Here is a 26,853-nt window from a genome sequence, read left to right as displayed (position 1 = left end):
TCGTCGCGGACCGGCCGCGTCCGTCCGATGCCGCGCTCGGACGGCTCGTCCAGCAACTCGACGCACCCACCACCGCCATCGGCACGCCGGTGAAGTCCTCCGGATTCCGCGGCTACGTCCCGGCCACGGCGAGTGCGCCGCACGCTTCACCGACCCCGACGGCCACCACTGGAAGATTGCCGCACACCAATAACGACCGCCGTACCCGAACCGGGTCGCCCGGGCGCCATGCATGACCCCGGCAACCAGTTCATGCGCAGAATGAATGGTCATAAATCATAATTATGAATTGGAATTATGTGGCGGGTGCCTCTTCACTGGAGCCATGACCACCAGCCCTCCGCGCGCCGACCGCGATCTGTTCGCCGACGAGATCCTCACGGACCCCTATCCCACCTTCGCCGAACTCCGGGACCTCGGCCCGGTGGTGTACCTGCCCGCCCACGACGTCTACGCCCTGACCCGCTACGACGTCATCCGCGACGCCCTCGCCGACACCACGACGTTCTCCTCCCGCAGCATCGCCTTCAACCCGGCGGCCAACGAGGCCCTGCAGGGCACTTCCCTGGCGTCCGACCCGCCGATCCACACCGAACTGCGCGCCACCCTCACCGAAAACTTGTCCCCACGCGCCCTGCGCGGACTCAAGGGCACTATCACCGCCAAGGCCGACGCCCTGGTCGCCGACCTGGTGGCGAAAGGCTCGTTCGAGGCCATCGACGCACTCGCGCGTGCCTTCCCGCTCGAGGTCGTCGCGGACCTCATCGGCTTCACCGGCGAGGTCCGCGACAACATGCTCCGCTGGGGACAGGCCGCCATGGAGGTCCTCGGCCCGATGAACCAGCGCACGGCCGAGAACTTCCCCATCGCGGGTGAGCTGTACGCCTGGTGTTCGCAGGTCACCGCCGAGGACCTGACCCCCGGCTCGGTCGGCCGCGGCATCTTCGACGCCGAAACGCGCGGCGCCATCCCCGCCGGCAGCGCCGGCCACATCATCCACCAGTACCTCGGGGCCGGGGTGGACACCACCATCGCCTCGATCGGCAACCTCATCGCCCTGTTCTCGGCGTTCCCCGAACAGTTCGATCTGGTCCGCGCCGACCCGACGCTGGTGCCGGCCGCATTCGCGGAGGTGCTGCGCTACTGGGCGCCGCTGCACGCGTGGGGGCGCGCGGTCACCCGTGATGTCGAGATCGACGGCCACCTGATCCCGGGCGGGTCACAGGCGGCGGTCCTGCTGGGCGCCGGCAACCGCGACCCGCGCCACTACGACGATCCGGACACCTTCCGCGTCGAGCGCAACCCGGTCGATCACCTGTCCTTCGGCTACGGCCCGCACGGCTGCGCCGGGCAGGGACTCGCCCGCCTCGAAGCGCACGCGGTGATCGCCGCCCTGGCCACCCACACCCGGCGTCTGGTCGCCGCCGACCCGATCCGGTTGCCCAGCAACACCACCCGCTCCATCGAGACACTCGAGATCCTGGAGGTCGTCCCGTCATGAAGATCACCCTCGACCGCCCCCGCTGCGAAGGTCACGGACTGTGCGAGGAGGTCGCACCCGAGCTGATGCACCTCGACGACGACGGTGAACTGGTCATCGATGTCGCCGACCTGCCCGACGGCGACCCGCGGGCCGCCGCCGCCGGTGCCGCCGTGCGGGTGTGCCCCGTCGCTGCCCTCGGGCTCGCATGAGTGCCGCCCAGACACCGGGCGCGCACCGGATCGTCGTGGTCGGCAACGGCATCGCCGGGCAGACCGCCTGCGACAGCCTGCGCACCGCCGGTTTCGACGGCGAGCTGACCGTCGTCGGCGACGAACCACGTCCGGCCTACTCGCGCCCCGCGCTGTCGAAGGCACTGCTCGTCGACGGTGGATCGCACGAGCTCGCCGCCCCCGCACACGGCGCCACCGAACTGCTCGGTGTCGCCGCGGTGGGTCTGGATGTCGCCGCCCGGCGGGTTCGTCTCGACGACGGCACCGACCTGCCCTTCGACGGGCTGGTCATCGCCTCCGGTGCCCGGCCCCGGCGCCTCGGGGACACGGCGCTGACCCTGCGTACCCTCGACGACGCGCTGCTGTTGCGCGACCGGCTCGCCGCCCGCCCGTCGGTGGCGGTGGTCGGCGCGGGCCCGCTCGGCATGGAGGTCGCCTCCGCCGCCGTGCAGGCCGGCTGCGAGGTCACCGTCGTCGCCGATGTCGCGCCGATGCGCCCGCAGTTCGGCCCGTTCCTGTCGGCGGTGTTCACCGCCGCCGCCACCGCGGCGGGGGTGAAGATCGTGTACGGCACCGCCACCGGCCTCGACGAGACCGGCGCGGTGCGCCTCGACGACGGCACCCGCGTCGACGCCGAACTGGTGGTCGCGGCGGTCGGCGACATCCCCAACATCGCATGGCTCGAGGGGTCCGGGCTGCTCACCGACGGTCGCCTGGTTGCGGACTCCCGCGGCCGGGTCGCGCCGGGCATCGTCGCCGCCGGGGACGTCGCCGCCGTCCCCATCCGGGGCAGCGTGCGCCGGATCCCGTTGTGGAACAGCGCGATCGAGCAGGCCCGCGTCGCCGCGGTCGCGCTGCTGCGCGGCGACGACGCACCCGAGTTCGACGCCGACCCGTACTTCTGGACCGAACAGTTCGGGTTGAACCTCAAGGCGGTCGGGCATCTGCCGGTCGACGGGGAACCCGGGTTCCTGGTCGGTGGCGATCCACACGGCCCGGCGCTGCTGCACTGGCGGCATCCGGACGGATCCGGGGTCGCGGTGGCGATCAACCACCGCATTCCCATCCCGAAGCTGCGGCGCGCCGCAGCCACCGGACTACCGCCGAACTCTCCGAATACGGCCGCGTAGATTCGTGTGGGTGAATCCACCGCCGGACCACCCGGTCGACCCCGATCTACCCCGGCTGGCGTCGATCAACCTCAATCTGTTGGTGCCGTTGCTGGCGCTGCTCGAGGAACGCTCGGTCACCCGTGCCGCTGCGCGCGTGGGCATGACCCAGCCGGCGATGAGCCATGCGCTCGGACGGATGCGCCGGTTGCTCGGGGACGAACTGGTGGTCCGGCAGGGGAGCGGCGTGGTGCTCACCCCCCGTGCCCTGGAGTTGATCGTCCCGCTGCGGGAGGTGTTGCGGCAGACCGCGCGGGTGGTGAATTTCCCGGGCTTCGATCCGGCCCGCGACACCCGCACCATCACCCTGGCGATGACCAACAGCACCGCTTTCGTGGTGGGTCCCGCGTTGACGCGACTGATCGCGGCGCGGGCCCCGCATGCCACCGTGCGGATCCGGACGTTCGTCGAACCGCAGCCGGCCGATTTCACCGACGAGGGGGTGGACGTCGTGCTGCTGTCGGAGGCGTTCTCCGCGCCCTATCCGCGTGAGCGGCTCTACGAGAACCGGTGGGTGGTGATCGCCCATGCCGGCACCGATCCGGACGCCTCGGCCCTCGACCTGCTCACCACGTTGCCGCACGTCGCCTACGACGCGCGGCAACGGGTGACGCCCTATGCCGCACTCGACGCGGCCGGCGTGCCGTACCGCATCGGGCAGTTGGTGTCGGATTTCCTGCTGGTGCCGCATCTGGTCGGCCGCGGCGGCGGGGTCGCGGTGCACACCTACCGGGTGGCGATGCAGATGCGCGGGCAGACGGAGTTGCGGATCGAGGAGTTCCCGCTGCCGGTCGCCCCGCTCGGCATCGATGTGGTGTGGAATCCGCGGCTGGCCGACGCCGAGTTCGTCGCGTGGCTGCGCGCGATCCTCGTCGAGGCGACCGCATTCGATCACGCCCGCGCCGGCTGAGCCCGGCCGGCCCGTCCCGATCGCCCGTACCGGTGGGTGACGGGCGATCAGTCGTTTCGGGCGTCGAGCAGGTGGCACCACGAGTCGGTGAGTTCCTCGAGGCAGATCTCGCGGGGGGTGCGCCAGCCCAGGGAGAAGTAGCGCCGGGACACGTGTTCGAGCTGCCCGAAGGCGAGCACGCAGCGGATGCGTCGCCGCGTGGGTTCGAGCCGATCGGCCCGGTTCAGTCCCTCGGTCATGTCGTTGACCGCGCCCTCGAACCACTGTTCGGTCTTCGCGGCCACTTCCGGGTCGTACGCGGCCTGATAGGACGCCGTCATGTAGGGCTTGATCTCGTCCCACTGGGACAATTTGCGGTCGAGCCACTGGCGGATCAGGGCACGTGAGCCGGAGGCGACGACCGCGGTCAGCGTCGGATCGTCGGCGGCGGTGAGGATCGTGTCGACCTTCGTGAGCAGTGCGCTCATCACGTCGGATTTCGACGAAAAATGCAGGTAGAACGTGGTGCGGGTGGAGCCCGCAGCGGTCGCGAGGTCGTCGATGGTGGTCGCGGCGTACCCCTTGGTACCGAACAGCTCGAGCGCCTTGGCGAGGAACAGCTCGTGGGTCATCTGCTTCTGGGCGGCACGGAGCGACATGAACAGGAATCCTAGCCTCGCCCCCGGGTTACCAACTAGTACATTCACACTGCGGTTCGACACTTCACTTGACAGCGTGTAATCCGAATCTTTATTGTGACACGTACCACGTCGCATCTGTGCGACGCCGACGAAAGGAAGTGCGATGACCGGCCCCGAGACCGAGACCGAGACCGAGATCGCCACCGTCCACACCGTCCTCGGTCCGGTTTCCACCGACGAACTCGGCGTCGTCGCCGTTCACGAGGCGCTGCTGTCGGTGCTGCCCGGCGCCCAGCACGCCTACGACATCGACTTCGACCGCGCCGAGATCTTCACCACGCTGCTCGGCAAGCTCCGCGACTTCCGCGCCGCCGGCGGTGGCACCCTCGTCGACGCCACCGGCATGTTCCACGGCCGCGACGTGCCCATGTACGAAAACCTCTCCCGCGCTTCCGGAGTGCACATCGTCGCCTCCACCGGCCTCGGCCCGGAGAACCTGCTCGGCGGCTACTTCCTGACCCCGCAGACCAACCCGCCCACCCCGTGGCCGGCGGACAAGTTCGCCGACCTGTTCGCCCAGGAGGTCACCGAGGGCATGGTCGTGCCGCGCGTCGAGCGCCGCGGCGCCGCCGGTCTGATCGCCACCGCCGCGAATCCCGACGGCATGACCGCCACCGAGGAAAGCCTGTTCCGCGGCGCAGCCCGCGCCGGACGCGACACCGGCGTCGCCATGTCCCTGCGCTACGGCAAGGACCCGCTCGCCGACCTCGACGTCGCCCTCGACGAGCACCTGCCCGCCGACCGCGTGCTCGTCGGGGGACTGGACCGCCGCGACGCCGTCGCCGCCGGCGCCCCCGCCGAGATCGCCCGCCGCGGCGCCTACATCGGCATCGACCACGTCGGCACCGAGGACGAGACCCACATCTCCGACGCCGACCGCGTCACCCTCGTGACCGACCTCGTCGACGCCGGACTCGGCCACCGGATCCTGCTGTCGTCCAACGCCACCGGCGTCGCCAAGGGACATCCCGCCCGCGACATCGCCTTCGGTTACGTGCTCACCACGTTCGCGCCGCAGCTGCGCGCCGCCGGCCTCGGCGAGGACGATCTCACCCGCATCCTCACCGTCAACCCGCGCGCGCTGCTCACGGTTTCCTCGGCCCGCCCGAGCGCCGATCAGTAACCACCGAAAATCTGATCCCGAAGGGGAATAGTTGTGTCGAGAGTGAACACCGTTCTGGGTCCGATCGCGACCGAGGAACTGGGCATCGTCGCCATCCACGAGCACATCGGGTACGGCATGCCCGGCTCCGAACTGGACACCCGCTGGTGGAAGACCCCCGAGGTCCGCTACGAGGAGACCGTCCCGAAGCTGCGCAAGTTCCACGAGCACGGCGGCGGCACCTTCGTCGACGTCACCGGCATCTGCAACGGCCGCGACATCGACTACTACAAGTCGCTGTCCGCCAAGACCGGCGTGCACATCATCGCGTGCACCGGCTTCGTCGGCGGCGACACCGCCCTGCCGTTCTTCGAACGCGCCTCCGTCGACTACCTCACCCGCCAGTTCGTGCACGAGATCACCGTCGGCATCGACGACACCGGCAGCCGCGCCGGCGTCATCAAGGTCGGTGTCTCCCGCGGCGGGAAGATGACCGAACTCGACAAGCGCATCTACCGCGCCGCCGCCCGCGCCGCCCTCGAAACCGGCGTGCCGATCCTCACCCATCTGGCGATCGACGCCGAGAACGCCATCGCCATCTTCACCGAGGAAGGCCTGCCGCTGCACCGCGTGCTGTTCGGGCACGCCGACGACGGCGTCAACGCCGAAAAGACCCGCGACAGCTGGATCGCCGAGCAGGGCGGCCGCGTCGGCTTCGACACCTTCGGCTACGAAACCGAACTCGAGGACCCCCCGTTCTGGGCCCGCCCCCGCGCCGAACGCCTCGCCCACTTCCTCCGTTTCCTGAACGCCGGCCACCTCGATCAGGCGCTCGCCGGCGTCGACGCCAACTGCAGCCCACTCGGCTGGCCCGGCGTCAAGGGCCACACCGTGAACTACCTGTTCGAAGACCTCATCCCGGACCTGCGCGAAGCCGGACTCGACGAGGCCACCATCACCAAGCTCTTCGTCGAGAACCCCGCCGACTTCCTCACCATCGCGCAGCCCTGACCCGAACCTCCCGGCGCCCCGCGCCCACCGAAAGCGACAGCATCATGCAGACCTCGGATCTGAAGAACCTCACCATCGCCATCGTCGGCGCCGGTTACGCCGGCGCCGCCGCAGCCAAGGCCCTGAGCCTGCTGGGCGCGAACGTCACCGTCTACGAACAGGCCACCGAGATCCGTGAGGTCGGCGCCGGCATCGGCCTGCGTCCGTCGAGCATGGAACGCTTCCGCGAATGGGGCATCTCCGACGACATCGCGAAGGTCAGCTCGCCGAGCGACTACTTCGAGATCCTCACCGCCACCGGCGATCCGATCATGAAAGACACCTGGCCGGCCCACGGCGACCAGCTCAACACCTACCTCATCCACCGCGGCGACTTCATCGACGCACTCGTCGGTGTCCTGCCCGAGGGCATGGTCAAGCTCGGCCACAAACTCGAGACCGTCGAGAACCGCGGCGACAAGACCGCCCTCACCTTCACCAACGGCACCACCGTCGGGGCCGACCTCGTCGTCGGCGCCGACGGCATCAAATCGGTCGTGCGCCAGCAGCTGTTCAGCGACCAGGAACCGGTGTTCTCCGGCGAACGCGCCTACCGGGCCGTCATCGACATCACCGACGCCCACGGCATGATCACCGACGACAACCTGCGCATGTACATCGGCAAGGGCACCAAGGTGTACCTGCTGCCGCTGCGGCACCGCAACCAGGTGTCCTTCGACATCACCGCGCTGTGCCCCGACCCCGACTGGGCACCGCAGGTGAGCAAGGACGACATGCTCGCCACCGTCGACGGCTTCGACGAACGCATCGTCGCGATCACCCGTGACCTCGACATGGACAAGGTCAACGTCCGCGGCGTCTACGACATCGACCCCGTCGACACCTGGCACAGCAACTCCGTCGTGCTCGTCGGCGACGCCGCCCACTCCATGCTCCACCACCAGGGCCAAGGCGCCAACTCCGCGATCCTCGACGCCGGTGCCCTCGCCGACGCCCTCCGCGACGCCGACACCGTCGCCGACGCGCTCGCCCGCTACCAGGCGCAGCGCAAGCCGGTCACCGACGAACTGCAGCGCATCTCCCGCCAGGGCTGGACCGAAGACGAGGTCAGCGACGTCTTCCCGGGCCAGAAGCCCGCATCGCAGCAGACCACCGCCCAGTAGTTCACCGCCAGCCCGTTCACCGCCCACAAGGAGACGACCGGCCATGCCGTTGCACCCCGAGATCGCCCGGATCCTCGCCGACCTGCCCGCCCCGCCGCCCGGACCGCTCGATCCGGCCGCGATGCGCGCCGGTGAAGAGGCCCAGGTGCCGCCGCTCGAGGAGCGACTGCCCCTGCACGACGTCCGCGACACAATCGCCGTGACGTCGGCAGGGGAGGTGCCGGTGCGGGTCTACACCCCGACCGGCACCGACACCTCCGGCCTGGTGATCTACTTCCACGGCGGGGCGTTCTTCCTCGGCAGCCTCGACACCCACGACCACATCGCCCGGCAGCTCGCGAAGGCCACCGGCTGCACGGTCGTCTCGGTCGGCTGCCGCCGCGCCCCCGAAGCACAGTTCCCCGCCGGCCTCGACGACTGCTACGGCGTGGTGCGCTGGGCCACCGACCACGGCGACGAACTGCACTGGGACGGGAACACCCTCGCCGTCGCCGGCGACAGCTCCGGCGGCACCTTCGCCGCCGCCGTCGCCGCGCTCGCCCACGACGACGGCTTCGACCGCATCACCCACCAGGTGCTGTACTACCCGTCCCTCGACCTGGACTTCGACACCGACCGCTACGCCTCGCTGCGGGAGAACGCCGAAGGCTACGGCGTCGAAACCGCCGGACTGCCCGCCTTCAACTCCTTCTACTTCGACAGCGGCGCCGACCCGGCCGACCCGCGCGTCTCACCGATCAAACGCGGCGACCTCACCGGGCTGCCCGCGGCGTTGATCGTCACCGCCGAGTACGACCCCATGCGCGACGAAGGCGAACTCTACGGCGCGCGGCTGACCGAGGCCGGGGTCCCGGCGACCGTCCGCCGGTATGCGGGCGCGAACCACGGCTTCGTGCAGAACTTCTCGTGGATCCCCGAATTCGCGCAGGTGTTCGACGAGACCGCTGAATTCCTGCGGCAGGGGAAGTGACATGGCGGATGTGAAGATCCACCCGATCGTGTCACCGTGGGGCCGGTTCGGTCTCTACACGTTCTTCATCGACGCCCCCGAACCCGCGATCGTCGACACCGGCATCGCATCGTCCCCGGCCAAGGGCATGGCCCCCGCGCTCGAGGCGCTCGGCCGCCGCATCGAGGATGTGCGCTGGATCCTGCTCACCCACGGACACATCGACCACATCGGGGGAGCGCACGCCCTGTGGGAGGCGACCGGCCGCCGGGCCCAGGTGGTCATCCACGAGGCCGACGCACACCTGCTGCGCTCGCGGCAGGCGCACGTCGACGAATACCTCGGCGCCCGCGGCAGATACCTGAAGGACCCGGACGGCGCCGCCAAGGTGACCGCGGCGGCGCAGGCCGTCATCTCCGGCGAGATGGAACCGACGCTGCTCGTGCGCGGCGGCGAAACCCTCGCGCTCGGCGGCGACGTGACCGTCTCGGTGCACTCGATCCCCGGGCACACCGCCGGGTCGGTCGCGTACGTCGTCGACGGCCAGAACGACGTGTTCGTCGGCGACGCCGTGCAGGTCCACGGCGCCGCCAACGGATTCCCCGGCTACGAGAACCCCGAGGCCTACCGCACCAGCCTGCAGTACCTGCGCAACGAGATCGACCCGCAGCACCTCTACCTGGGGCACCCGTACCGGCGGGCGGACGGTGTCGCCTACGGCGTCGAACTCGACCGCGCCCAGGCAGCCGAGGCGCTGCGCGAAAGCATCGAGATCGAAGGGGGAGTGCGCGGCGCGGCCCGCCGCTGCCTGTGCGGCGGCCTGCTCGAGACCGACTCGGCGTACTCGCCGTTCGACCCCGTCGCCGACGAACTCGGCTACCGGGGCGATCCGACCCTCGAACCGTCCCCGTTCTTCACGACGCTGCACGGCTACCGCACCCAGTACAACCAGAAGTCCTGACACAGAAGAGGAGTCGCAGACTCATGGCCGAGCTCCAGGAATTCGACGCGGGCGGGCAGACCATCCGTATCCGCAAGAACCTGCGGATCCCGATGCGCGACGGCATCGAATTGGCCGCGGACACCTACGAGGGCGTCGACGACAAGCCCCGCCCGGCGCTGGTCGCCCTGAGCCCCTACGGCAAGGAACTCCAAGCCCTCGCGCTGACCACCCCGCCGCAGCGCCGCCCCAGCCCCATGTGGGACGGCTGCATCGAAGCCGGCGACATCGCCCGCGTCGTCGCCGAGGACTACGTCCACGTCATCGGCGACCTCCGCGGCTCCGGCGACTCCGGCGGCGAACACATCGGCAACTACAACGCCGGCGGCGTCTCCCTCGGCCAGGACGCCTACGACTTCATCGAATGGGTCGCCGCCCAGCCCTGGTGCGACGGCAACGTCGGCATGATCGGCATCTCCTATTTCGGATCCATGCAGGTCCTTGCCGCCGCGGAACGGCCCCCGCACCTCAAGGCCATCTTCGTCTCCGGCGGCCACTACGACTTCTACGAGACCACCTACCACGGCGGCATCATGTGGTTCATGCCCCGCGCCGCCCGCGAAGGCCGCGGCGGCGACTCCGGCTGGGCGTTCACCGACCGCGTCAAGTCCCGCATGCTCGAGACCTACAGCCCCGAGGAGATCGAGGCGCGCGTCGCCCAGCGGCTCGCCGACCCGGACGTCGCCGCCTGGCCGAACCTCGTGCACGTGCTCAACTACCCGAAAAACCACGAAGCCTGGTTCGACATCGTCACCAACGAACTCGACGGCCCCTGGTACGAGGAACGCAACCCCATCAACCTCGCCCGCAACATCGACATCCCCGTCTACCTGCAGATCGACCAGGGACGCGGCTGGACGATGGACGGCACCATCGAGTTGTTCCACGCCCTGCAGGGACCGAAGAAACTCGACATCGGCCCCTACCCGCCCATGCAGTCGCGGCCCTTCATCGAAGAGCACGACAAGATGTTCGCCTGGTACGACTACTGGATCAAGGGCATCGACAACGGCATCATGGACGAACCCGCCGTGAACGTCTTCGTCGAGGGCTCCCGGCAGCGCGTCGCCGCCGCCCAGTGGCCCCCGAAGAACGTCGAGTACCGGTCGCTGTACCTGCGTCCGCGCGGCACACTGTCCACCGAGCCCGAACCGATGGGCGCCCGGTACGCCGCCCCGGACGGCTTCTACCAGGCGCCGCTGACGGTCACTGACAAGGTCGAGATCCTGAAGTGGGAGACCCCGGTGTTCGCCGAGCCCACCGAGATGATCGGTACCGGCGCCGCGCACCTCTTCGCGGAGATCGACCAGCCGGACACCAACTTCATCCTGCGCATGTGGGATTACGCCCCGAACGGCAAGCGGCAGCTGATCACCACCGGCTACCTCAAGGCCTCGCACCGTGAACTCGACGAGCGCACCACCGAAGGCAACCCCTTCCACCCGCACACCCGCGCGGTCCCGGTCGAGCCCGGCGCCATCGAGGAATACGTGCTGCGGCTCTACCCGTTCGCGAACACCTTCCTGCCGGGCCACAAACTCGTCGTGGAACTGTCGAACAACGAACCGCTCGCCGACGAACACAACGCGCTGCTCCCGCCGGACGCCTTCCACCTACCCGTCGGACGACCGGTCACGCACAAGATCTACCGCGACGCCGCGCACCCCTCGCGGCTCGTGCTGCCGTTCACCACACGCACCGAGACGAACTGACCCCGTCGCCCCCGCTCACCGGGCCCGGTCTCACCCGAGCTCGGTGAGCACCGACGGCGCCCACCCGGGCCACCGGACCACACCGACCGGAACCCCGGCGGCGAACCGCGCCACCACCGCTGGGGTGCCCGCGGCCGTGTCGTACACCGTCGCCTGATCCGCGCGGCGTATCGCCTCGACCACCAGCGGCCACAGCCGCCGGTACCGGGAGCGGATCTTGTCCTCGGGCACCGAATGCCCACCCGACTCGACCCGATACGCCACGCGCCGCACCGACATCACCTCGGGCACGAGCATCACGTGCAACACCACCGTGAACCCCGCGGCCTGCGCCCGATCGATCAGCGCAAGCTTCGAGGGATGGGAGAACACCGTCTCGGCGATGAACGAGCGGCCCTGCTCGAGCAGCCGCTCCCGCGCGGCGGCCGCGAGCTGCGCCGCCTCGTACGACATCTCCTCCGCCCGATCCGGCCACTTCTGCCGCGCGAGGACATCCGCGTTGACGAACACACTGCGCGGCAGCAGGGGAGCGAGGGTCAATTCGACAAACGTCGATTTACCGGCGCCGTTCGGGCCGACGATCAGATCCAGACGCCTCATTCGGCGTCGAGCACCCGCGTCGTGCCGTCGGGTCGCTGCTCGACGAGCCGGCCCTCGTCGTCGAGCACGACGGTGGTGACGCCGCGCGCGGCGAGGACGCTGCCGTAGTCGGTGCGGGTGAGGCTGTCGGCGATGCGGGCGTCGATCTCCGCGTTGAACAGGCGTCCCTCGGCGACGGTGAGATCCGCGGTCGGGCGGTGTCCGGCGAGGGCGTCCTGCACACGGTGCAGCGACGCGGTTTCGTGGGCGGTCATCGCCCGGCCGATCCGCACCCAGTACTCGAGTTGCTGGCGTCCGGTTCGGTTCTGGCGGCCGCCCTCGGCGATGGCGCTGTCGACGAGTTCGGCGTCGAAGCGGGTGACCTTGTCGGTGTACGGAGCCATCACGACCTCCAGCTGTAGCAGATTGCTACCGATCGTAGCGCAGTGCTACAGCGTGCGCACCCTCCCGATCCGCGCAGGTCGCCGGACCGGGAGGGTGCGTACGCGTCAGCGCTTCAGCGGGCTGTAGAACACCAGGCCGTTGCCCTTGTTGTCGTACACCACCGCACGCCGTTCGTGCGCGTCGTCGTACGGGCCCTTCACGATGCCGCCGCCGGCCTCTTCGATCGCCTTCGCCGCCGCATCGACGTCGGCGGTCTTGATCCCGACGACCACCTGGCCGTGGATCGGATGATCGACCGCGGTCGCGAGCGCGAGGGTGACCCCGCCACCGTCGAGGGCGGCGAAATGCGTGCCGTCGCGGAATTTGAGCGCCATCCCCAGGGTGTCGCCGTAGAACTTGATCGACTCGTCGAGATCGTCGGTCGACAGGATGATCATCTTCACTTCGTGGTCACTCACGGACACGTCCTCCTCAGGTGAAAGTGCGCCCAGCGTAACGCCGTTCGACCGCATTCGAGCAGAGTCCGACGACCCCGTCTCCGGCGACCTCCGGCGGCATCGACACCAGGCTGCCGGACGCGTCATCACCGGTTCGTGATCTCGCGCACCGCGCCGCTACCCGGATCGACACCCGATCGAACCCGGCCCGTCGCCGGATCAGCCCCTCCGCGACCTACCGTGGGCAGGTACCCCACATCAGCAGGAGGTGCGTGATGGCCACGGAGACACACGACCTCGATCAAGGACGACTCGAACAGACCCTCGGACAACTCGTCGTCGACATGGGTGCCGCCATGAACGGCGCACTGGTGCTGATCGGCGTCGATCTCGGACTGTGGCGGGCCCTCGACGAATCGGGCCCGACCACCAGCGAACAACTCGCCGCCCGCACCGGCATCCGCGAACGGTATCTGCGCGAATGGTTGTCGGCCCAGGTGGCGAGCGGATACCTGAACTACGACCCGGATGCCGGAACCGTCACCTTGTCACCGGAACATGCCATGGCCCTGGCCCGGGAGGACAGCCCGGTCTACCTGGCCGGCGGCTTCCACCTGATCAGTTCGGTCTACAAGGACCGCCCGCGCATCACCGAACGCATCCGCAGCGGCGACGGTTTCGGCTGGCACGAACACGACCCCGAACTGTTCGTCGGCACCGAACAGTTCTTCCGCCCCGGCTACCGCGCCAACCTCGTCGACGTATGGCTGCCCGCCCTCGCCGGCGTCGTCGACAGATTGCGCAGCGGTGCCACCGTCGCCGACATCGGGTGCGGACACGGCGTGTCGACGACGATCCTCGCGCAGGCGTTCCCGGAGTCCACCGTCTACGGCTTCGACTACCACGACGCGTCCGTCGCGCGGGCCCGCGAACTGGCGGCCCAGGAGGGGATCGGCAATGTCTCCTTCGAGATCGCCTCGGCCGCGGACTTTCCCGGACACGACTACGACCTGATCTGCTACTTCGACTGCCTGCACGACATGGGCGACCCGGTCGGGGCGTTGCGACACGCCCGCGAGCGACTGGCCGGCGACGGTGCGGTGATGCTCGTCGAGCCGTACGCGCACGACAGCCTGGCCGAAAACCTCAATCCGGTCGGCCGGATGTACTACGCGGCCTCGACGGTGTTGTGCACGCCGTCCTCGCTCGCCCAGCCGGTCGCGCTGGGGCTCGGCGCGCAGGCCGGGGAGCGGCGCCTCGCGGAGGTCGCCGCCGAGGCCGGATTCGGTTCCTTCCGGCGCGCGACGGAGACACCGTTCAATCTCGTGCTGGAAGCACGCCCGTGACCTCTCCATTTACGTCACTGTGACGATTGAACGGCCGCCTCCCGGCCGAAACGGGGGAGAGTTCCGGCGCGCCCGATGGCGCCCGCGGCGCCCCTTCGGCAGCATCGGACGAGTGGACCGCGCCGCCCGACGAGGTCGCCGCCTGCCGGCGCTGCAACGCAGATCGCGGACACCCCGGACCCATCGAATGGCTCGACGAATGCCGCCGCCGGCCCGACCGGTCGCCGCAGACCGCGCAGCTCGTGACACTGCTCGACGAACTGGACGCCGAACTCGACCGCACCGGCGGCCGGCGTCGCGCCCGGCAGTACCTGACCGGCCAGCTACGCCGACTACGCAGCCTCGAACGGTGAGGCGACGAAGGAGCCGAACACGCCCCAAAACGTCACTGTGACGATTTAGGGGAGGTCGGCGGGGCAACGGAGGGGACCGGACGGGTCGATGATCGAACATTCTGTCGAACCGGCGGGGTGCGGCGACCGGCGGCGGCGGATGCCGGACGGCGCGGCCGGCCAACCAACAGAGCCGGCGGAACCGGCCGGTGGATCGCCCGAGGAACGCCGCGCGAGGCGACCGCGGTGCCGTCGCACATCGCGGACCCAGCCCGCGCCGGCGCCGAGCACGACGCATCCGACAGCGCGTCGAGGAACGGCGAACCCGCGCCGAACGCCGGCGCGCCGGAACGTCCCGGATCGCCGTTTCCGCAGGTAGATAAAGTGCCGATAATCGACATTATGTCAAGTAGTCGGGATCCGGACCTTCCCGACCGGCCCGCGGTGGTAGCCCGGAGCGACCCGGTCCGCCCATCGCGACCGAACGAGCGATGGCGCCGGGCGGGCGACTCCGAGGCACCTCACCCCGAGCCGCCCCGCCTCGGCTCGCGGCCACCCCCACATCGCGACCCCGGGCACGGCACGCTGCGCACACCCGTCGGAACCGGCACGGCCCATGCGCCGGCACGTACACGGCGCCGAGTCGACGCCGCCGCCCGAGGTTCCACGGCCGCCCCGCCCGCAACGCGACGGCGATCGCGCATCCCGCTTCCGCCCACCCCCGCCCGGTCCGCCGGTCACCCCCATCGCGATGATGGATAATCACCGTTATCCACCAAATATCTTGCAGCACTTCCCTTTCCGTTCGCCGGCGTTCCCGCGCATCGATCTCGGGCCGGGACGGCTCCGCCCCACCGAGCTACACCCACCATCGATCCCCGCCGCGAACGAGCCGGCCGCACCCTCCGCATGGAACCCGGTCGACGCGAGCACCCACCCACCCACCCACCCACTGCGACCCGTCCGACGCGGACCCACTCCCCGGCGCCCGACAGGGCCCGCCCCCAATCGATTCGTCACAGTGACCTATTTCGCGCCGCGTCCCCCACCACTGCCGATCACCGTGAGCGGCCGGGGTCCTCGGTCAACCGGAAGACCGGATGCAGGCCTGCTTCCTCCTCGAACTCCGCGGCGGGCCCACCCGGATCGGCGCGGAAATAGCTACGGGTGGCGGACGCGACAGCCACGTACCGCGCCAGTACAGGCCCGGCATCGCGGGCGGAGACCTCCTCGACCGTGTAATGCCGCGTCGTGAACCTGCGGGTCAGGCTCACATCGCCCGCCGCACGTGCGTTGCGCACCCAGGACACCGGGCCGTACGGGGCGACCAGCCACCGGTGTCCGTCGTGTTCGACGACGGTGACCGGGTTGGATCGGGACCGGCCGGTGCGTCTGCCGCGGGTCGTCAGCAGATACGAGTGGGGTACCACGCCCAGGCGGACCAGAGCGCTCATGACGGCGTTCTCGAGGCGGTGCGCGCGCCCTCGTCGGTAGCGGCGAACGGGCCGCTCGGGCGGGGTGTCGGCATTCACGGGACCTCCGAGTGCGATGGACTGTCGTCGTCCAGAATCTCCGACATATCGGTACTGTGCACCGCAGATGGTCGACTTCTTCTCCGAATCCGAGGACGGTGCCGATGACCGCGTCCGTGTGGCTCACGCCCGGACAGTTGGCCGAGCGTTCCGGCGTGGCGGTCTCGGCGTTGCACTACTACGAGTCGCGCGGGTTGATCACCAGCCGCCGCACGTCCGGCAATCAGCGCCGATACCGGCGGGACACGTTGCGTCGGGTGGCGTTCATCCGTGTCGCGCAGGGTGTCGGGGTGTCGCTCGACGAGATCCGCGATGCGCTCGACTCGCTGCCGGACAGTCGGGTGCCCACCGCCGCGGACTGGGCCCGATTGTCGCAGCGCTGGCACGACCGGCTCACCGAGCGCATCGAGGAACTGACCGAGCTGCGCGACAGCTTCTCCGGCTGCATCGGCTGCGGCTGCCTGAGCCTGAGCAGTTGCCCCCTGGCGAACCCGGGTGATGTGCTCGCGCAGCAGGGTCCCGGACCCCGCCGCCTGCACCTGCACGACCGCTGATCCCTCCGGTATCTCCTTCCGACGAAACGCGGTCGAAACATGTGTCGGCATATGCTGGCGCCAAGCATCCGGGCGTACCGGACACGCTGCTTGTCACCGAGGAGGCACCATGCATCTGACGCCCTCCGAGCAGGAGAAGCTGTTGCTCGCCGTCGCCGGGATGGTCGCTCGGGATCGGCACGCGCGCGGCGTGAAGCTCAACTATCCGGAGACGACCGCCCTGCTCACCAACTGGGTGATCGAACGTGCCCGCGACGGATTGTCGGTCACCGAATTGATGGTTGCGGGACGTGAGGTCCTCACCCGTGACGACGTGATGGACGGGGTCGCGGAGATGCTCCCCGACGTCCAGGTCGAGGCGACCTTCCCGGACGGCCGCAAGCTCGTCACCATCCACCAGCCGATCGCCTGAGGAGCATCCGCCATGGCAGGCCTGAACACCACCGGCCCCGGAGCGATCCGCGTCCGCGAAGGCACCATCGACCTGAACGCCGACCGGGGCCCGGACGAGCGTCTCGAGCTGGTCGTGGTCAACACCGGCGACCGTCCCGTGCAGATCGGCTCACATCTGCATCTGCCGTATGCGAATCCGGCGCTCGAGTTCGACCGGGCCGCCGCGCACGGTTTCCGCCTCGACATTCCGTCGGGCACCTCCCAGCGGTTCGAACCGGGCGCGTCCCGCACCGTGCAGGCCGTCGCATTGCGCGGCGCGCGGCGGGTGCCCGGCATCGTGATCGGTGTCCCCGGTGACGGCACGCTCGACCGCTCGCGGTCCGAGCAGGACGGAGACTGACCCGATGGTGCGCATCTCACGGGAGCGGTACGCCGCGATCTACGGCCCCACGGTCGGTGACCAGGTGCGTCTGGGCGATACCGATCTGTGGATCGAGATCGAGGAGGATCGCACCGCCGGCGGCGAGGAAGCGGTGTTCGGCGGCGGCAAATCCATCCGCGAATCCATGGCGCAGGGCTCGACGACCCGCGCGCTGGGCGCGCCCGACACGGTGATCACCAACGTGATCGTGCTGGACTGGTGGGGTGTGGTCCGCGCGGATGTGGGGATCAGGGACGGGCGGATCACGGCGTTGGGGCGTGCCGGGAACCCGGACATCGCCGACGGGGTGCATCCGGATCTGGAGATCGGCCCGTCGACGGACATCATCAGCGGTGAGGGCAGGATCCTGACCGCCGGTGGTTTCGACACCCACGTGCATCTGATCTCGCCGTCACAGATCCACGAGGCGCTGGCGACGGGCATCACGTCGATCGCCGGTGGGGGTACCGGGCCGTCGGAGGGCACGAAGGCGACGACGGTGACGCCGGGTGCGTGGCACCTGGGCACGATCCATCGGAGCCTGGAGTTGTTGCCGGTCAACGTGTTGCTGTTCGGCAAGGGCAACACGGTGAGCATGGCGGGGTTGGCGGAGCAGGCGCTCGCCGGGGCGGCCGGCTACAAGGTGCACGAGGACTGGGGGTCGACGCCGGCGGCGCTGGATGCGGCGTTGCGGGCGGCCGACGAGTGGGGTCTGCAGGTCGCGTTGCATTCGGATTCGCTGAACGAGGCGGGGTTCCTGGAGTCGACGATCGCGGCGATCGGGGGCCGGTCGATCCACGCGTTCCACACCGAGGGCGCCGGGGGTGGGCACGCCCCGGACATCATGCGCCTGGCCGGTGAACCGTACGTGTTGCCGGGGTCGACGAACCCGACGTTGCCGCACACGGTGAACACCGTCGCCGAGCACCTGGACATGCTGATGGTGTGCCATCACCTCAATCCGCAGGTACCGGAGGATCTGGCGTTCGCCGAATCGCGGATCCGGGCGACGACGATCGCGGCGGAGGATGTGCTGCACGACATGGGGGCCATGTCGATCACGTCGTCGGACGCGCAGGCGATGGGCCGGATCGGGGAGGTGATCACCCGCACCTGGCAGGTGGCGCACGTGATGAAGGCGCGGCGCGGGTCGTTGGGGTCGTCGTTGCCGGCGGACAACGAGCGGGCGCGCCGGTATGTCGCGAAGTACACGATCAATCCGGCGATCGCGCACGGCGTGGATGCGCACATCGGCTCGGTGGAGGTCGGGAAGATGGCGGATCTGGTGTTGTGGGAGCCGAAGCTGTTCGGGGTGCGGCCCAGTGTGGTGATCAAGGGCGGTGGCCTGGTGTGGGGTGCGCTCGGGGATCCGAACGCGTCGATCCCCACGCCGCAGCCGGTGTTGCAGCGACCGGCGTTGGCCGATGCGATCGGTGCGGAGTTGTCGGTGACGTTCGTGGCGCCCGCGGCGATCGAGGACGGTCTAGCGGACCGGCTCGATATGCGCCGGCCGTTGGTCGCGGTCGGTGACACCCGCGAAGTCGGGAAGGCGCAGATGCGCAACAACGACGTCTTGCCGCGCATCAACATCGATCCCGAGACGTTCGAGATCGACATCGACGGGGAACGGATCGTGCCGGCGCCGGCCGATCGGCTGCCCCTCGCCCAGCTGTACTCGCTGTTCTGACGTGGACAAGATCATCCCGGGGCCGTCCCAGTCGCTGTTGTTGGCGTTGCTCGCCGATGCGCGGCTACCGACCGGGGCGCACACCCAGTCCGCCGGTCTGGAACCGGCGCTGCGGGCCGGTTTGCCGCCCGCGGCCGTGCCGGGGTACATCGCGGCGCGGTTGCGGACGGTGACGGTGGTCGAGGCGGCGACCGCGGTCGTCGCCCGGCATGTCGCCGCGACCTCGGGCTCCGCGGTGACCGGTGCGGATCTGGATGCGGTGGAGGCGGCGTGGGCCGCGCGCACGCCGAGCGCGGCGCTGAGGGCGAGTTCCCGGCAGCTCGGGCGCGGCTATCTGCGTTTGTTGCGGCGGTTGTGGCCGGACCAGGAACGGATTCCGCGGTCGTGGCGGCCGTCGCGTCCGGTGGCGTTGGGGGTGCTCGCGGCCCGGGCCGGGTTGGATGCCGAGCACACGGCGCGTCTGGTCGGTTACGACGACGCGCAGACCATCGCGGCGGCGACGCTCAAGCTCGAGCCGGTCGATCCGGCGGTGGCGACGGGGTGGGTGCTGTCGGCGCAGTCGTTGATCGAGGAGCTCGTGACGGCGGTGTCGGGGTTGACCGCGCCGCAGCAGATTCCGGCGTGCGCGGCGCCGCTCGTCGAACAGTGGGCCGAGGATCATGCCCGCACCACAGAAAGGTTGTTCAGTGCCTGACCACGTTTCTTCCACACGTGCCCTGCGTCTCGGGGTGGCCGGTCCGGTGGGGACCGGGAAGAGTTCGCTGATCGCGTTGTTGTGCCGTGAGTTGTCCGGTGATCTGGCGCTCGGGGTGATCACCAACGACATCTACACCGACGAGGACGCCCGGTTCCTGCGGTCGGCGGGGGTGCTCGATCCGGAGCGGATCCGGGCGGTGGAGACCGGGGCGTGCCCGCACACCGCGATCCGGGACGACGTGACAGCGAATCTGCTGGCGGTGGAGGACCTCGAGGAGGAGTTCGCGCCGCTGGATGTGGTGCTGGTCGAATCCGGGGGGGACAACCTGACGGCGACGTTCTCCCCCGCGCTGGTCGATGCGCAGATTTTCGTGCTCGATGTCGCCGGGGGTGGTGACGTGGCCCGTAAGGGTGGGCCGGGGATCGCGCGGGCGGATCTGCTGGTGGTGAACAAGACGGATCTGGCGCCCTATGTGGGGGTGGATGTGCCGCAGATGGTGGCGGACGGGCAGGCCGCGCGGGAGGGCCGGCCGGTGCTGGCGCTCTCGCGGACGGATCCGGCGTCGGTGGCGGCGTTGTGCGCGTGGGTGCGGTCGGTGCTGGCCGAGCACGCCGGTGGCCGGTTGGTGCCGGTGGATCCGGGTCCGATGGCGCCGCACTTCCATGCCGACGACGACGGTCATGGGCACGGGCACGGTCACGGCCATGGGCACGCGTCGACGCCGCAGTGACCGCGCCGAGCACACCGACGACGGTTGCCGTACAGCGCGCGAGCGGCCGTGCCCGGTGCCGGTTCGTGCCGGGTGCGTTCGGCCCGCGGGTGCAGGGCGGTGACGCGAACGGCGCGCGGGTCGCGTTGGTCGCGGCCGGGGCATTGCTGCTCGGCGGCGACGACGTCGTGATCGACCTCGAGGTGGGCGCCGGGGCGTGGCTCGAGATCGTCGAGACCGCGGGCACCGTCGCCTACGACGCGGCGGGGCGGGCGTCGAGCTGGACGGTGCGGGCGCGGCTGGGTGCGGGTGCGACGCTGGTGTGGGACGGGTTGCCGTTCGTGGTGGCGGACGGCGCAGATGTCACTCGCCGCACGGAGCTGATGCTGGAGCGCGGCGCGCGGGTGGTGCTGCGGGAGACGCTGGTGCTCGGCCGCAGCGGGGAGCGGGGCGGGGCGGCGCGTTCGTACACGGTCGCGATGCTCGAGGAGCGGCCGTTGCTGGTCGAGGATCTCGACCTGTCCCCGCGGGTGCGGGCGCTCCCCGGTGTCGTCGGGTCGCATCGGGTGATGGATTCGGTGCTGGCGTTGGGGTGGCGTCCCGAGGCCACGCCCGGCGTGCGGGACGGGGCGTACCGGTTCGAGCTGGACGGTCCGGGCACGCTGGTGCGCTGGCTCGGCGGTGAGCTGCACCGGTCGGGCGCGGTGGACGAGCATGTGGCGGCGTGGCGTCACCTGTGGTGACGCCACGCCGCCGTCCCCATCCCCCGGGTCTGTGCGTCAGATGATCGTGCCGACGTCGCGGGCGACGAGGTTGTCGAGGGCGCGTTCGGCGACGGCGGCGATCGTCATCGACGGATTGCACGCGGCGGCGTTGCCGGGCATCAGCGCCCCGTCGAGCACATACAGGCCGCGCTGCCCGAGCACGCGGCCGTCGAGGTCGCAGACGCTGCCCATGTTGGCGCCGCCGAGCGGATGCCAGGTGGACGGGACGATCCGGTGGGTGTCGACGACGACGGCGGCCTCTCCCGCGATCCGGCGGACGGCGGGGTCGATGTGGTTGTTCTGGATGTCGGCGTCGCCCTCGTGCGGCCAGCGCAGCACGGCGTCGTCACGGCCGCTGTCGTAGACGAACCGGCCGCGGCCGTCGCTGACGCCGTAGCCGACGAGGGTGGTGGTGCGGGTGTCGACCTCGAACGACGGCAGCGACGCCTGGATGACGGTGTGGGCGGTGTGCGGGTCGGCCCAGTTCCTGCTGCCGTAGACGACGGGGCCACCCTGGACCGCCCCGAAGTGCTCCGCCATGTCCGTCCACAGGTAGATGCGGTCGGCGTTGGTGCCCCAGCCGCGGCCGAGGTCGTCGGGCAGGTCCGTGATCTGGTCCTTGGCGGCGGCACGCATGAGCAGGCGGGTGGTGCCCAGGCTGCCCGCGGCGAGCACGAGCGCGCCGGTGGTGAGGATCTTGTTCTCGAGGACGGTGCCGGATTCGTCGGTGCGGTCGGCGTACACGGTCCAGCGGCCGTCGGCGGCACGTTCCGATGTCGGTGACGTCGTGCATGACCTCGACGGTGGCCAGGCCGGTGGCTTCGGCCTCGGCGAGGTAGGTGACGTCGACGGTGTGTTTGCCGCCGTTGTTGACGCCGAGCGCGCCGGCGCCGTTGGTGTAGGCGGAGGCCATGTCGCCGCGGAGTTCGGCGAGGGCGAAGTTCCAGTCGATCGGCATGGGGATCTTGTCGAGCGGCATGCCGGCGGCGCGGACGCGGACGGCGAAGATGCGTGCGGCGGCGTAGTTGGGGCTGGCGACCAGCTCGTCGGGGGCGGTCGCGAGCCCCAGCATCGCCGCCACGCGCGGGTAGTGCACGCGGTTCATCAGGTCCCAGTCGAGTTCGTTCGGGAAGTGCGTGTCGAAGACGTCCCGGCTGGGCTGCAAGGACATGCCCTGGTAGACGAGGGATCCGCCGCCGACGCCGGCCGCGCACAGGGCGGTCATGTGATCGCCGGGGACCGCTTCGACGAGACCGACGTAGGGGTCGACGCTCAGCCGCCGTCCGAACAGCTCGGGGAACGACTTGTGCCACAGCATGCGCTTGTCGGGGCTGGCGACGCGCGGGAAGGTCGTGGCGTTGGGGCCGGTGAGCCAGCGGCGGCCGCGTTCGAGGACGGTGACGGGCACCCCGGCCTGGGCCAGGCGCAGGGCGGTGACGCCGCCGCCGAAGCCGGAGCCGATGACGATCACGCGGTGCTCTGCGCGGGTGACGGTGACCCGGTGGACGCGGGCGCCGATGCCGGGTGTGGCGTGGGCGGCGGACGAGCCGGCCAGGATCATTCCCGCGGTGGCTGCCCCCGTCAGGAACGAGCGACGCGTGAGTGCGGACAAATCGATCCCCCAGGTGTTCCGACGACGCGGATCTCCGCGCGGCGCGGACGGTCGCCGGCGGATGCCAAACTAGACAGTTCAGTCCAAAAGTGTCAAGAATCACGCGGGGTGGGTGCACCCACGGGCGGCATGGCCGGCAGCAGCCACCGCCGCAGAAACATCCGCAGCTCGTCGTCGGAGCCCATCGTGTCGCCCGCGAACAACACCACCGACAGGCCCAGGAGCAGCGCCATCACGACGATGTCGTCGGCATGCGGTTCCAGCTCGGGACAGCGGCGCACCAGCGGCGCCAGCAGCTGGTGACCGATCGGCTTGGCGCGATCGACCATGCCCTCGTCGAACACCGGGTTCTCGCCGCCACCCCCGAGCAGCACCGCCAGCACGGGATGCTCACGCACCACCGTGCGCCCGAGCACGATGGTTTCCACGACGTACTCCCCCGGGTCCTCGATCTGCTCGAGCCGCGAGGTCATCTCCGCGTACGCCTCGAGCAGCTGCCCGCTGATCGCCTGGGAGACCAGCTCTTCCCGGGTCCCGAAGATCGAATACACGGTCTGCCGGGACACCCCAGCGGCCTGCGCCGCCCCGACGATCGTGACGCCCCCGAAGCCGACGTCGGCGATGAGCCCGAGTGTGGCCTGAAGAATTTTCGTGCGCGACCGCATCCGCCGATTGTCTCCCACCGGCGGGCACGGACACTGTCCGACCGCAATGCCACACTGTTCTCGCACACACGTACGACACAATCCGATCGGAAGGGGCGCACGATGGGAAGCGGGGACGAACCGGGCCTGCTGGAATGGACCTCGGCGTACCTCGAAACCCTGCAGACGGCGAAACGGTCGGCGCACACCGTCAAGGCCTATCGGCTGGACCTGCGGGCGGTGTGCAATCAGCTGGCGGCCACCCGGCGCACCGAGCCCGACGCCCTGACCGTGCACGACGTCACGATCCGGTCGCTGCGCTCGGCGTTCGCGGCGTTCGCCCGCGACCGGCAACCCGCCTCCGTGCGCCGAGCCTGGTCCGTGTGGAACAGCTTCTGCAATTTTCTGGTCTCCGAAGGCATCTCCGAGGGCAACCCGATGGCGTCAATCGCGCAACCCAAACGGCCGCAGCACACCCCGAAGGCATTCAAACCGGCCGCGATCGGACAGCTGGTGGACACGCTCACCGCGCAGGCGCAGCGCCCGGAAACCGGGCCGCGGGACTGGCCCGGCCGCGACCTGGCGCTCATCGCGACGCTGCTGCTCACCGGCATCCGGTCCGACGAACTGATCCGGCTCGACCTGTCGAGCATCCTCGGGGGCCTCGAGGCCCCGGTCCTGCGCGTGCTGGGCAAGGGTGCCACCGAACGCGAGATCCCGCTCGAGGACAGCTGGACGGCGATCGTCTCGGCCTACCTCGACCAGCGGTACACCCGATTCCCCGCGGCGCGACGCACCGCCCGCGCCGACCGCGACGACCTGGCGATCTGGGAACGCTTCCCCCCGGAAGACCCCCTGTTCGTCGGCAGCGACGGCCGGCGCATCACCCGCGGCACCCTGCAATACCGGGTCCGCCGGATGTACCGGCTGGCCGGCATCGAATCCGAACGCAAACGCGGTGCGCTCGCGCACGCGCTGCGGCACACCTTCGCCACCAGCCTCGCCGACAGCGGCGCCACGATGGTCGAACTGCAGCAACTGCTCGGGCACCGCTCGCTGCAGACGGTGCAGATCTACACCTCGGCCACCAACGACGCAGTGCGGCACGCCGCCCGCCACAACCCCGTGTACGAGCTGCTGCGCGACCCCGAATGACGGTGCGGGTCGGGACGCACCCCCGGATCGACGCGTCACGACACCCGAATGCTGCAAGACTGGGGCTGCTCGCCGAGTAAGGCGGGGACCGCGCCGATACCGTGGGCACGGTCACTGACAGACGTCGAGGGAGCAGCAGATGAGCATCCAGCCGGTGGGTTCACGTCGTCATCGGGTCGTGGTGATCGGATCCGGATTCGGTGGCCTGTTCGCCACCCAGGCCCTCAAACGCGCGGATGTCGACGTCGTACTGATCGCCCGGACCAGCCACCACCTGTTCCAGCCGCTGCTCTACCAGGTGGCCACCGGCATCCTGTCCGTCGGCGACATCGCCCCGGCCACCCGCATGGTGCTGCGCAAACAGAAGAACGCACAGGTGTTGCTCGGGGACGTCGAGACGATCGACATCGACGCCCAGGCGGTGACCTCCCGATTCCTGGACCGGGTCACCGTCACCGACTACGACAGCCTCATCGTCGCCGCCGGCGCCGGCCAGTCCTACTTCGGGAACGACCAGTTCGCCGAATTCGCCCCCGGCATGAAGACGATCGACGACGCCCTCGAACTGCGCGGGCGCATCCTCGGGGCGTTCGAGCAGGCCGAACTGTCGGACGATCACGACGAACGCGCGCGGCTGCTGACATTCGTGGTCGTCGGGGCCGGCCCGACCGGGGTGGAACTGGCCGGGCAGATCGCGGAACTGTCGCGCCGCACCCTCAAGGGCGCGTTCCGGCACATCGATCCGACCGAGGCACGGGTGGTGTTGCTCGACGGCGCCCCCGAGGTGCTGCCCGTGTACGGCGGCAAGCTCAGCCGCAAGGCGCGCGGCACCCTCGAACGTCTCGGCGTGGAGATCCAGCTGGGCACGATGGTCACCGGCGTCGACGCCGACGGGCTGACCGTCAAGGACAAGGACGGCACCGAGCGGCGCATCGATTCGCAGTGCAAAGTCTGGTCGGCCGGGGTCGCGGCCAGCCCGCTCGGCAAGCAGCTCGCCGCGCAGTCCGGGGCCGGCACCGACCGGGCCGGCCGCGTCGAGGTGCAGCCCGACCTGACCCTGCCGGGGCATCCGAACGTCTTCGTCGTCGGCGACATGATGTCGCTGGACAACCTGCCCGGGCTCGCGCAGGTCGCGATGCAGGGCGGCAAGTACGCCGCGCACCAGATCATCGCGGGCCTGGACGGGCAGGATCCGGGGCAGCGGAAGCCGTTCAAGTATTTCGACAAGGGCAGCATGGCGACGATCTCGCGGTTCAGCGCCGTCGCGAAGGTCGGCAAACTCGAGATCAGCGGATTCATCGGCTGGGTGGCGTGGCTGTTCATCCACCTGCTGTATCTGGTGGGCTTCTCGTCGAAACTGTCGACGCTGCTGTCGTGGACCCAGGCGTTTCTCTCGACGGGACGCAACGAGATGGCCGCGACCGAGCAGCAGGTGTTCGCGCGGATCGCGATCGACCGGCTCCGCGAGCACACCGAGGCGGCGGAGGGCGGGGCCGGCGCGGCCCGCGAAGCCGGTTGATCGCGATCGGCCAGACCGCCGGGGCTCGCCTGCGGGTGCGCAGACGAGCCCCAGGGGTCGCCGGGTCACCAGCCGAACGGAAGTGTTCAGATGTCGCCGAAGGCTGCCGCGTAGCGGATGACGCCACTGGGCAGGGGTTCGGTGTCCAGGCTCAGCACCATCAGCGCGTCGTCAGGGACGGACATCTTCATGGTGACGCCGTGGGTGCTGGCGCGGGTGAACCCGAAACGCGGGTAGTACTCCGGATGGCCGAGGACGGTGACGAAATGCTCACCCCTCGCCTTGGCGGCCTCGAAAGCCGCGCGGATCGCGGCCGATCCGACGCCGGTTTTCTGGTACTGCGGCAGCACCGCGCACGGTCCCAGGCACAGTGCCGGGGTATCACCGATGTGCGCGCGGGTCAGCAGTACATAGCCTACGAGGGCGCCGGCGTCGTCGAGAGTGACCAGCGACAGTCCGTCGATCCAGGCGGGGTCCCGGCGCAGCGCGTCGACGAGGTCGGCCTCCTCAGCGGTGTCGAACGCGGCCAGGTTGATCTCGCGGATCGCGGCGATATCGGCGCCGGTCTCGGCGCGAGTGGTCCAGTCGGTACGAGGATTCACAATTGTTGTCTTTCTGTGATGAATGATGTTGTGAGCCAATACATCCGGTGTCTCCT

28 protein-coding genes and 1 pseudogene are annotated in these 26,853 nt (G+C 69.8%); 21 read left to right on the top strand and 8 right to left on the bottom strand.

Going from position 1 to position 26,853, the window contains the following annotated elements; genetic code table 11:
* Nucleotides 1-325: 325 nt before the first annotated feature.
* The 4 genes from RZ1_RS00465 to RZ1_RS00450 are packed head-to-tail and all read left to right on the top strand — an operon-like array spanning nt 326 to nt 3,792.
* Nucleotides 326-1,501 (top strand): cytochrome P450, encoded by a 1,176-nt coding sequence (locus RZ1_RS00465; protein WP_072808167.1) that lies wholly within the window; start codon nt 326-328, stop codon nt 1,499-1,501.
* Nucleotides 1,498-1,692, top strand: coding sequence for a ferredoxin (locus RZ1_RS00460; protein WP_072808164.1), 195 nt, complete (start codon nt 1,498-1,500; stop codon nt 1,690-1,692). Before RZ1_RS00465 ends, RZ1_RS00460 begins: the two co-directional genes overlap by 4 nt.
* A complete protein-coding gene (locus RZ1_RS00455) occupies nt 1,689-2,843 on the top strand; it encodes an NAD(P)/FAD-dependent oxidoreductase (RefSeq protein WP_072808161.1) in 1,155 nt (384 codons plus the stop codon). Before RZ1_RS00460 ends, RZ1_RS00455 begins: the two co-directional genes overlap by 4 nt.
* A gap of 10 nt (nt 2,844-2,853) precedes the next feature.
* On the top strand, nt 2,854-3,792 hold the full coding sequence (locus RZ1_RS00450) for a LysR family transcriptional regulator (RefSeq protein ID WP_072808716.1): 939 nt from the start codon (nt 2,854-2,856) through the stop codon (nt 3,790-3,792).
* Nucleotides 3,793-3,839: 47 nt separating this feature from the next.
* Here the strand turns inward: RZ1_RS00450 and RZ1_RS00445 are convergent, their stop codons facing one another.
* Complete coding sequence (locus RZ1_RS00445) at nt 3,840-4,430, bottom strand: TetR/AcrR family transcriptional regulator (RefSeq protein ID WP_072808158.1); 591 nt, start codon at nt 4,428-4,430, stop codon at nt 3,840-3,842.
* A gap of 145 nt (nt 4,431-4,575) precedes the next feature.
* Between RZ1_RS00445 and RZ1_RS00440 the strand changes: the two genes are divergently transcribed.
* The 6 genes from RZ1_RS00440 to RZ1_RS00415 are packed head-to-tail and all read left to right on the top strand — an operon-like array spanning nt 4,576 to nt 11,409.
* Nucleotides 4,576-5,595: a phosphotriesterase family protein gene (locus RZ1_RS00440; protein WP_072808155.1), complete on the top strand. Its 1,020-nt coding sequence runs from the start codon at nt 4,576-4,578 to the stop codon at nt 5,593-5,595.
* A gap of 33 nt (nt 5,596-5,628) precedes the next feature.
* The gene (locus RZ1_RS00435) at nt 5,629-6,585 is read left to right on the top strand and encodes a phosphotriesterase family protein (protein WP_072808153.1); all 957 of its coding nucleotides are present in this window, start codon (nt 5,629-5,631) and stop codon (nt 6,583-6,585) included.
* A gap of 44 nt (nt 6,586-6,629) precedes the next feature.
* Nucleotides 6,630-7,748: an FAD-dependent monooxygenase gene (locus RZ1_RS00430; RefSeq protein WP_072808150.1), complete on the top strand. Its 1,119-nt coding sequence runs from the start codon at nt 6,630-6,632 to the stop codon at nt 7,746-7,748.
* A 43-nt stretch (nt 7,749-7,791) separates the two neighbouring features.
* A complete protein-coding gene (locus RZ1_RS00425; protein ID WP_072808147.1) occupies nt 7,792-8,718 on the top strand; it encodes an alpha/beta hydrolase in 927 nt (308 codons plus the stop codon).
* Between the two features lies 1 nt (nt 8,719).
* Entirely contained in the window at nt 8,720-9,658 is a 939-nt protein-coding gene (locus RZ1_RS00420) for an MBL fold metallo-hydrolase (protein ID WP_072808145.1), read from the top strand.
* Nucleotides 9,659-9,681: 23 nt separating this feature from the next.
* The gene (locus RZ1_RS00415; RefSeq protein WP_072808142.1) at nt 9,682-11,409 is read left to right on the top strand and encodes a CocE/NonD family hydrolase; all 1,728 of its coding nucleotides are present in this window, start codon (nt 9,682-9,684) and stop codon (nt 11,407-11,409) included.
* A gap of 30 nt (nt 11,410-11,439) precedes the next feature.
* Here RZ1_RS00415 and RZ1_RS00410 read toward each other — a convergent pair whose 3' ends face one another.
* From RZ1_RS00410 to RZ1_RS00400, 3 genes are all read right to left on the bottom strand, one after another.
* Nucleotides 11,440-12,009: an ATPase gene (locus RZ1_RS00410; RefSeq protein ID WP_072808140.1), complete on the bottom strand. Its 570-nt coding sequence runs from the start codon at nt 12,007-12,009 to the stop codon at nt 11,440-11,442.
* The gene (locus RZ1_RS00405) at nt 12,006-12,392 is read right to left on the bottom strand and encodes a TA system antitoxin ParD family protein (protein WP_072808137.1); all 387 of its coding nucleotides are present in this window, start codon (nt 12,390-12,392) and stop codon (nt 12,006-12,008) included. Before RZ1_RS00405 ends, RZ1_RS00410 begins: the two co-directional genes overlap by 4 nt.
* A gap of 105 nt (nt 12,393-12,497) precedes the next feature.
* Nucleotides 12,498-12,851, bottom strand: coding sequence for a VOC family protein (locus RZ1_RS00400; RefSeq protein WP_072808715.1), 354 nt, complete (start codon nt 12,849-12,851; stop codon nt 12,498-12,500).
* 254 nt (nt 12,852-13,105) lie between these two features.
* Here RZ1_RS00400 and RZ1_RS00395 point away from each other — a divergent pair, with 254 nt between their 5' ends.
* Complete coding sequence (locus RZ1_RS00395) at nt 13,106-14,176, top strand: class I SAM-dependent methyltransferase (RefSeq protein WP_072808134.1); 1,071 nt, start codon at nt 13,106-13,108, stop codon at nt 14,174-14,176.
* 26 nt (nt 14,177-14,202) lie between these two features.
* A complete protein-coding gene (locus tag RZ1_RS00390) occupies nt 14,203-14,529 on the top strand; it encodes a hypothetical protein (protein ID WP_072808131.1) in 327 nt (108 codons plus the stop codon).
* 1,037 nt (nt 14,530-15,566) lie between these two features.
* Here RZ1_RS00390 and RZ1_RS00385 read toward each other — a convergent pair.
* Nucleotides 15,567-16,040: a nitroreductase family deazaflavin-dependent oxidoreductase gene (locus RZ1_RS00385; RefSeq protein WP_072808128.1), complete on the bottom strand. Its 474-nt coding sequence runs from the start codon at nt 16,038-16,040 to the stop codon at nt 15,567-15,569.
* A 104-nt stretch (nt 16,041-16,144) separates the two neighbouring features.
* Here RZ1_RS00385 and soxR point away from each other — a divergent pair, with 104 nt between their 5' ends.
* From soxR to RZ1_RS00350, 7 genes are all read left to right on the top strand, one after another.
* Nucleotides 16,145-16,594 (top strand): redox-sensitive transcriptional activator SoxR, encoded by a 450-nt coding sequence (gene soxR, locus RZ1_RS00380; protein ID WP_072808125.1) that lies wholly within the window; start codon nt 16,145-16,147, stop codon nt 16,592-16,594.
* A gap of 109 nt (nt 16,595-16,703) precedes the next feature.
* Nucleotides 16,704-17,006 (top strand): urease subunit gamma, encoded by a 303-nt coding sequence (locus RZ1_RS00375; RefSeq protein ID WP_072808122.1) that lies wholly within the window; start codon nt 16,704-16,706, stop codon nt 17,004-17,006.
* A 12-nt stretch (nt 17,007-17,018) separates the two neighbouring features.
* Entirely contained in the window at nt 17,019-17,387 is a 369-nt protein-coding gene (ureB, locus tag RZ1_RS00370) for an urease subunit beta (protein ID WP_072808119.1), read from the top strand.
* A 4-nt stretch (nt 17,388-17,391) separates the two neighbouring features.
* Nucleotides 17,392-19,095, top strand: coding sequence for an urease subunit alpha (locus tag RZ1_RS00365; RefSeq protein ID WP_174565141.1), 1,704 nt, complete (start codon nt 17,392-17,394; stop codon nt 19,093-19,095).
* Between the two features lies 1 nt (nt 19,096).
* The gene (locus RZ1_RS00360; RefSeq protein WP_238072343.1) at nt 19,097-19,789 is read left to right on the top strand and encodes an urease accessory protein UreF; all 693 of its coding nucleotides are present in this window, start codon (nt 19,097-19,099) and stop codon (nt 19,787-19,789) included.
* Nucleotides 19,782-20,522: an urease accessory protein UreG gene (gene ureG / locus RZ1_RS00355; protein ID WP_072808116.1), complete on the top strand. Its 741-nt coding sequence runs from the start codon at nt 19,782-19,784 to the stop codon at nt 20,520-20,522. Before RZ1_RS00360 ends, ureG begins: the two co-directional genes overlap by 8 nt.
* Nucleotides 20,519-21,244, top strand: a complete 726-nt coding sequence (locus RZ1_RS00350) for an urease accessory protein UreD (RefSeq protein ID WP_072808114.1) — start codon at nt 20,519-20,521, stop codon at nt 21,242-21,244. Before ureG ends, RZ1_RS00350 begins: the two co-directional genes overlap by 4 nt.
* 36 nt (nt 21,245-21,280) lie before the next feature.
* Here RZ1_RS00350 and RZ1_RS00345 read toward each other — a convergent pair.
* Both RZ1_RS00345 and RZ1_RS00340 read right to left on the bottom strand, forming a co-directional pair.
* Nucleotides 21,281-22,877 (bottom strand): annotated as a pseudogene (locus RZ1_RS00345) (GMC oxidoreductase).
* Nucleotides 22,878-22,969: 92 nt separating this feature from the next.
* Nucleotides 22,970-23,542: a TetR/AcrR family transcriptional regulator gene (locus tag RZ1_RS00340; RefSeq protein WP_072808111.1), complete on the bottom strand. Its 573-nt coding sequence runs from the start codon at nt 23,540-23,542 to the stop codon at nt 22,970-22,972.
* A 102-nt stretch (nt 23,543-23,644) separates the two neighbouring features.
* On the opposite strand from RZ1_RS00340, the gene RZ1_RS00335 reads away from it, so the two are divergent.
* Both RZ1_RS00335 and RZ1_RS00330 read left to right on the top strand, forming a co-directional pair.
* On the top strand, nt 23,645-24,676 hold the full coding sequence (locus tag RZ1_RS00335) for a tyrosine-type recombinase/integrase (protein WP_072808109.1): 1,032 nt from the start codon (nt 23,645-23,647) through the stop codon (nt 24,674-24,676).
* Between the two features lie 139 nt (nt 24,677-24,815).
* A complete protein-coding gene (locus RZ1_RS00330) occupies nt 24,816-26,195 on the top strand; it encodes an NAD(P)/FAD-dependent oxidoreductase (RefSeq protein WP_072808107.1) in 1,380 nt (459 codons plus the stop codon).
* Between the two features lie 86 nt (nt 26,196-26,281).
* Here the strand turns inward: RZ1_RS00330 and RZ1_RS00325 are convergent, their stop codons facing one another.
* Nucleotides 26,282-26,797 (bottom strand): GNAT family N-acetyltransferase, encoded by a 516-nt coding sequence (locus RZ1_RS00325; protein WP_174565140.1) that lies wholly within the window; start codon nt 26,795-26,797, stop codon nt 26,282-26,284.
* Nucleotides 26,798-26,853: the final 56 nt, after the last annotated feature.

Origin of the sequence: Rhodococcus zopfii NBRC 100606 = JCM 9919 (assembly GCF_001895025.1) — a bacterium.
In the GTDB taxonomy this organism is placed as follows: domain Bacteria; phylum Actinomycetota; class Actinomycetes; order Mycobacteriales; family Mycobacteriaceae; genus Rhodococcus; species Rhodococcus zopfii.
Note: the sequence above shows the minus strand (reverse complement) of the source record. Positions and strands in the feature narration are given on the sequence as shown.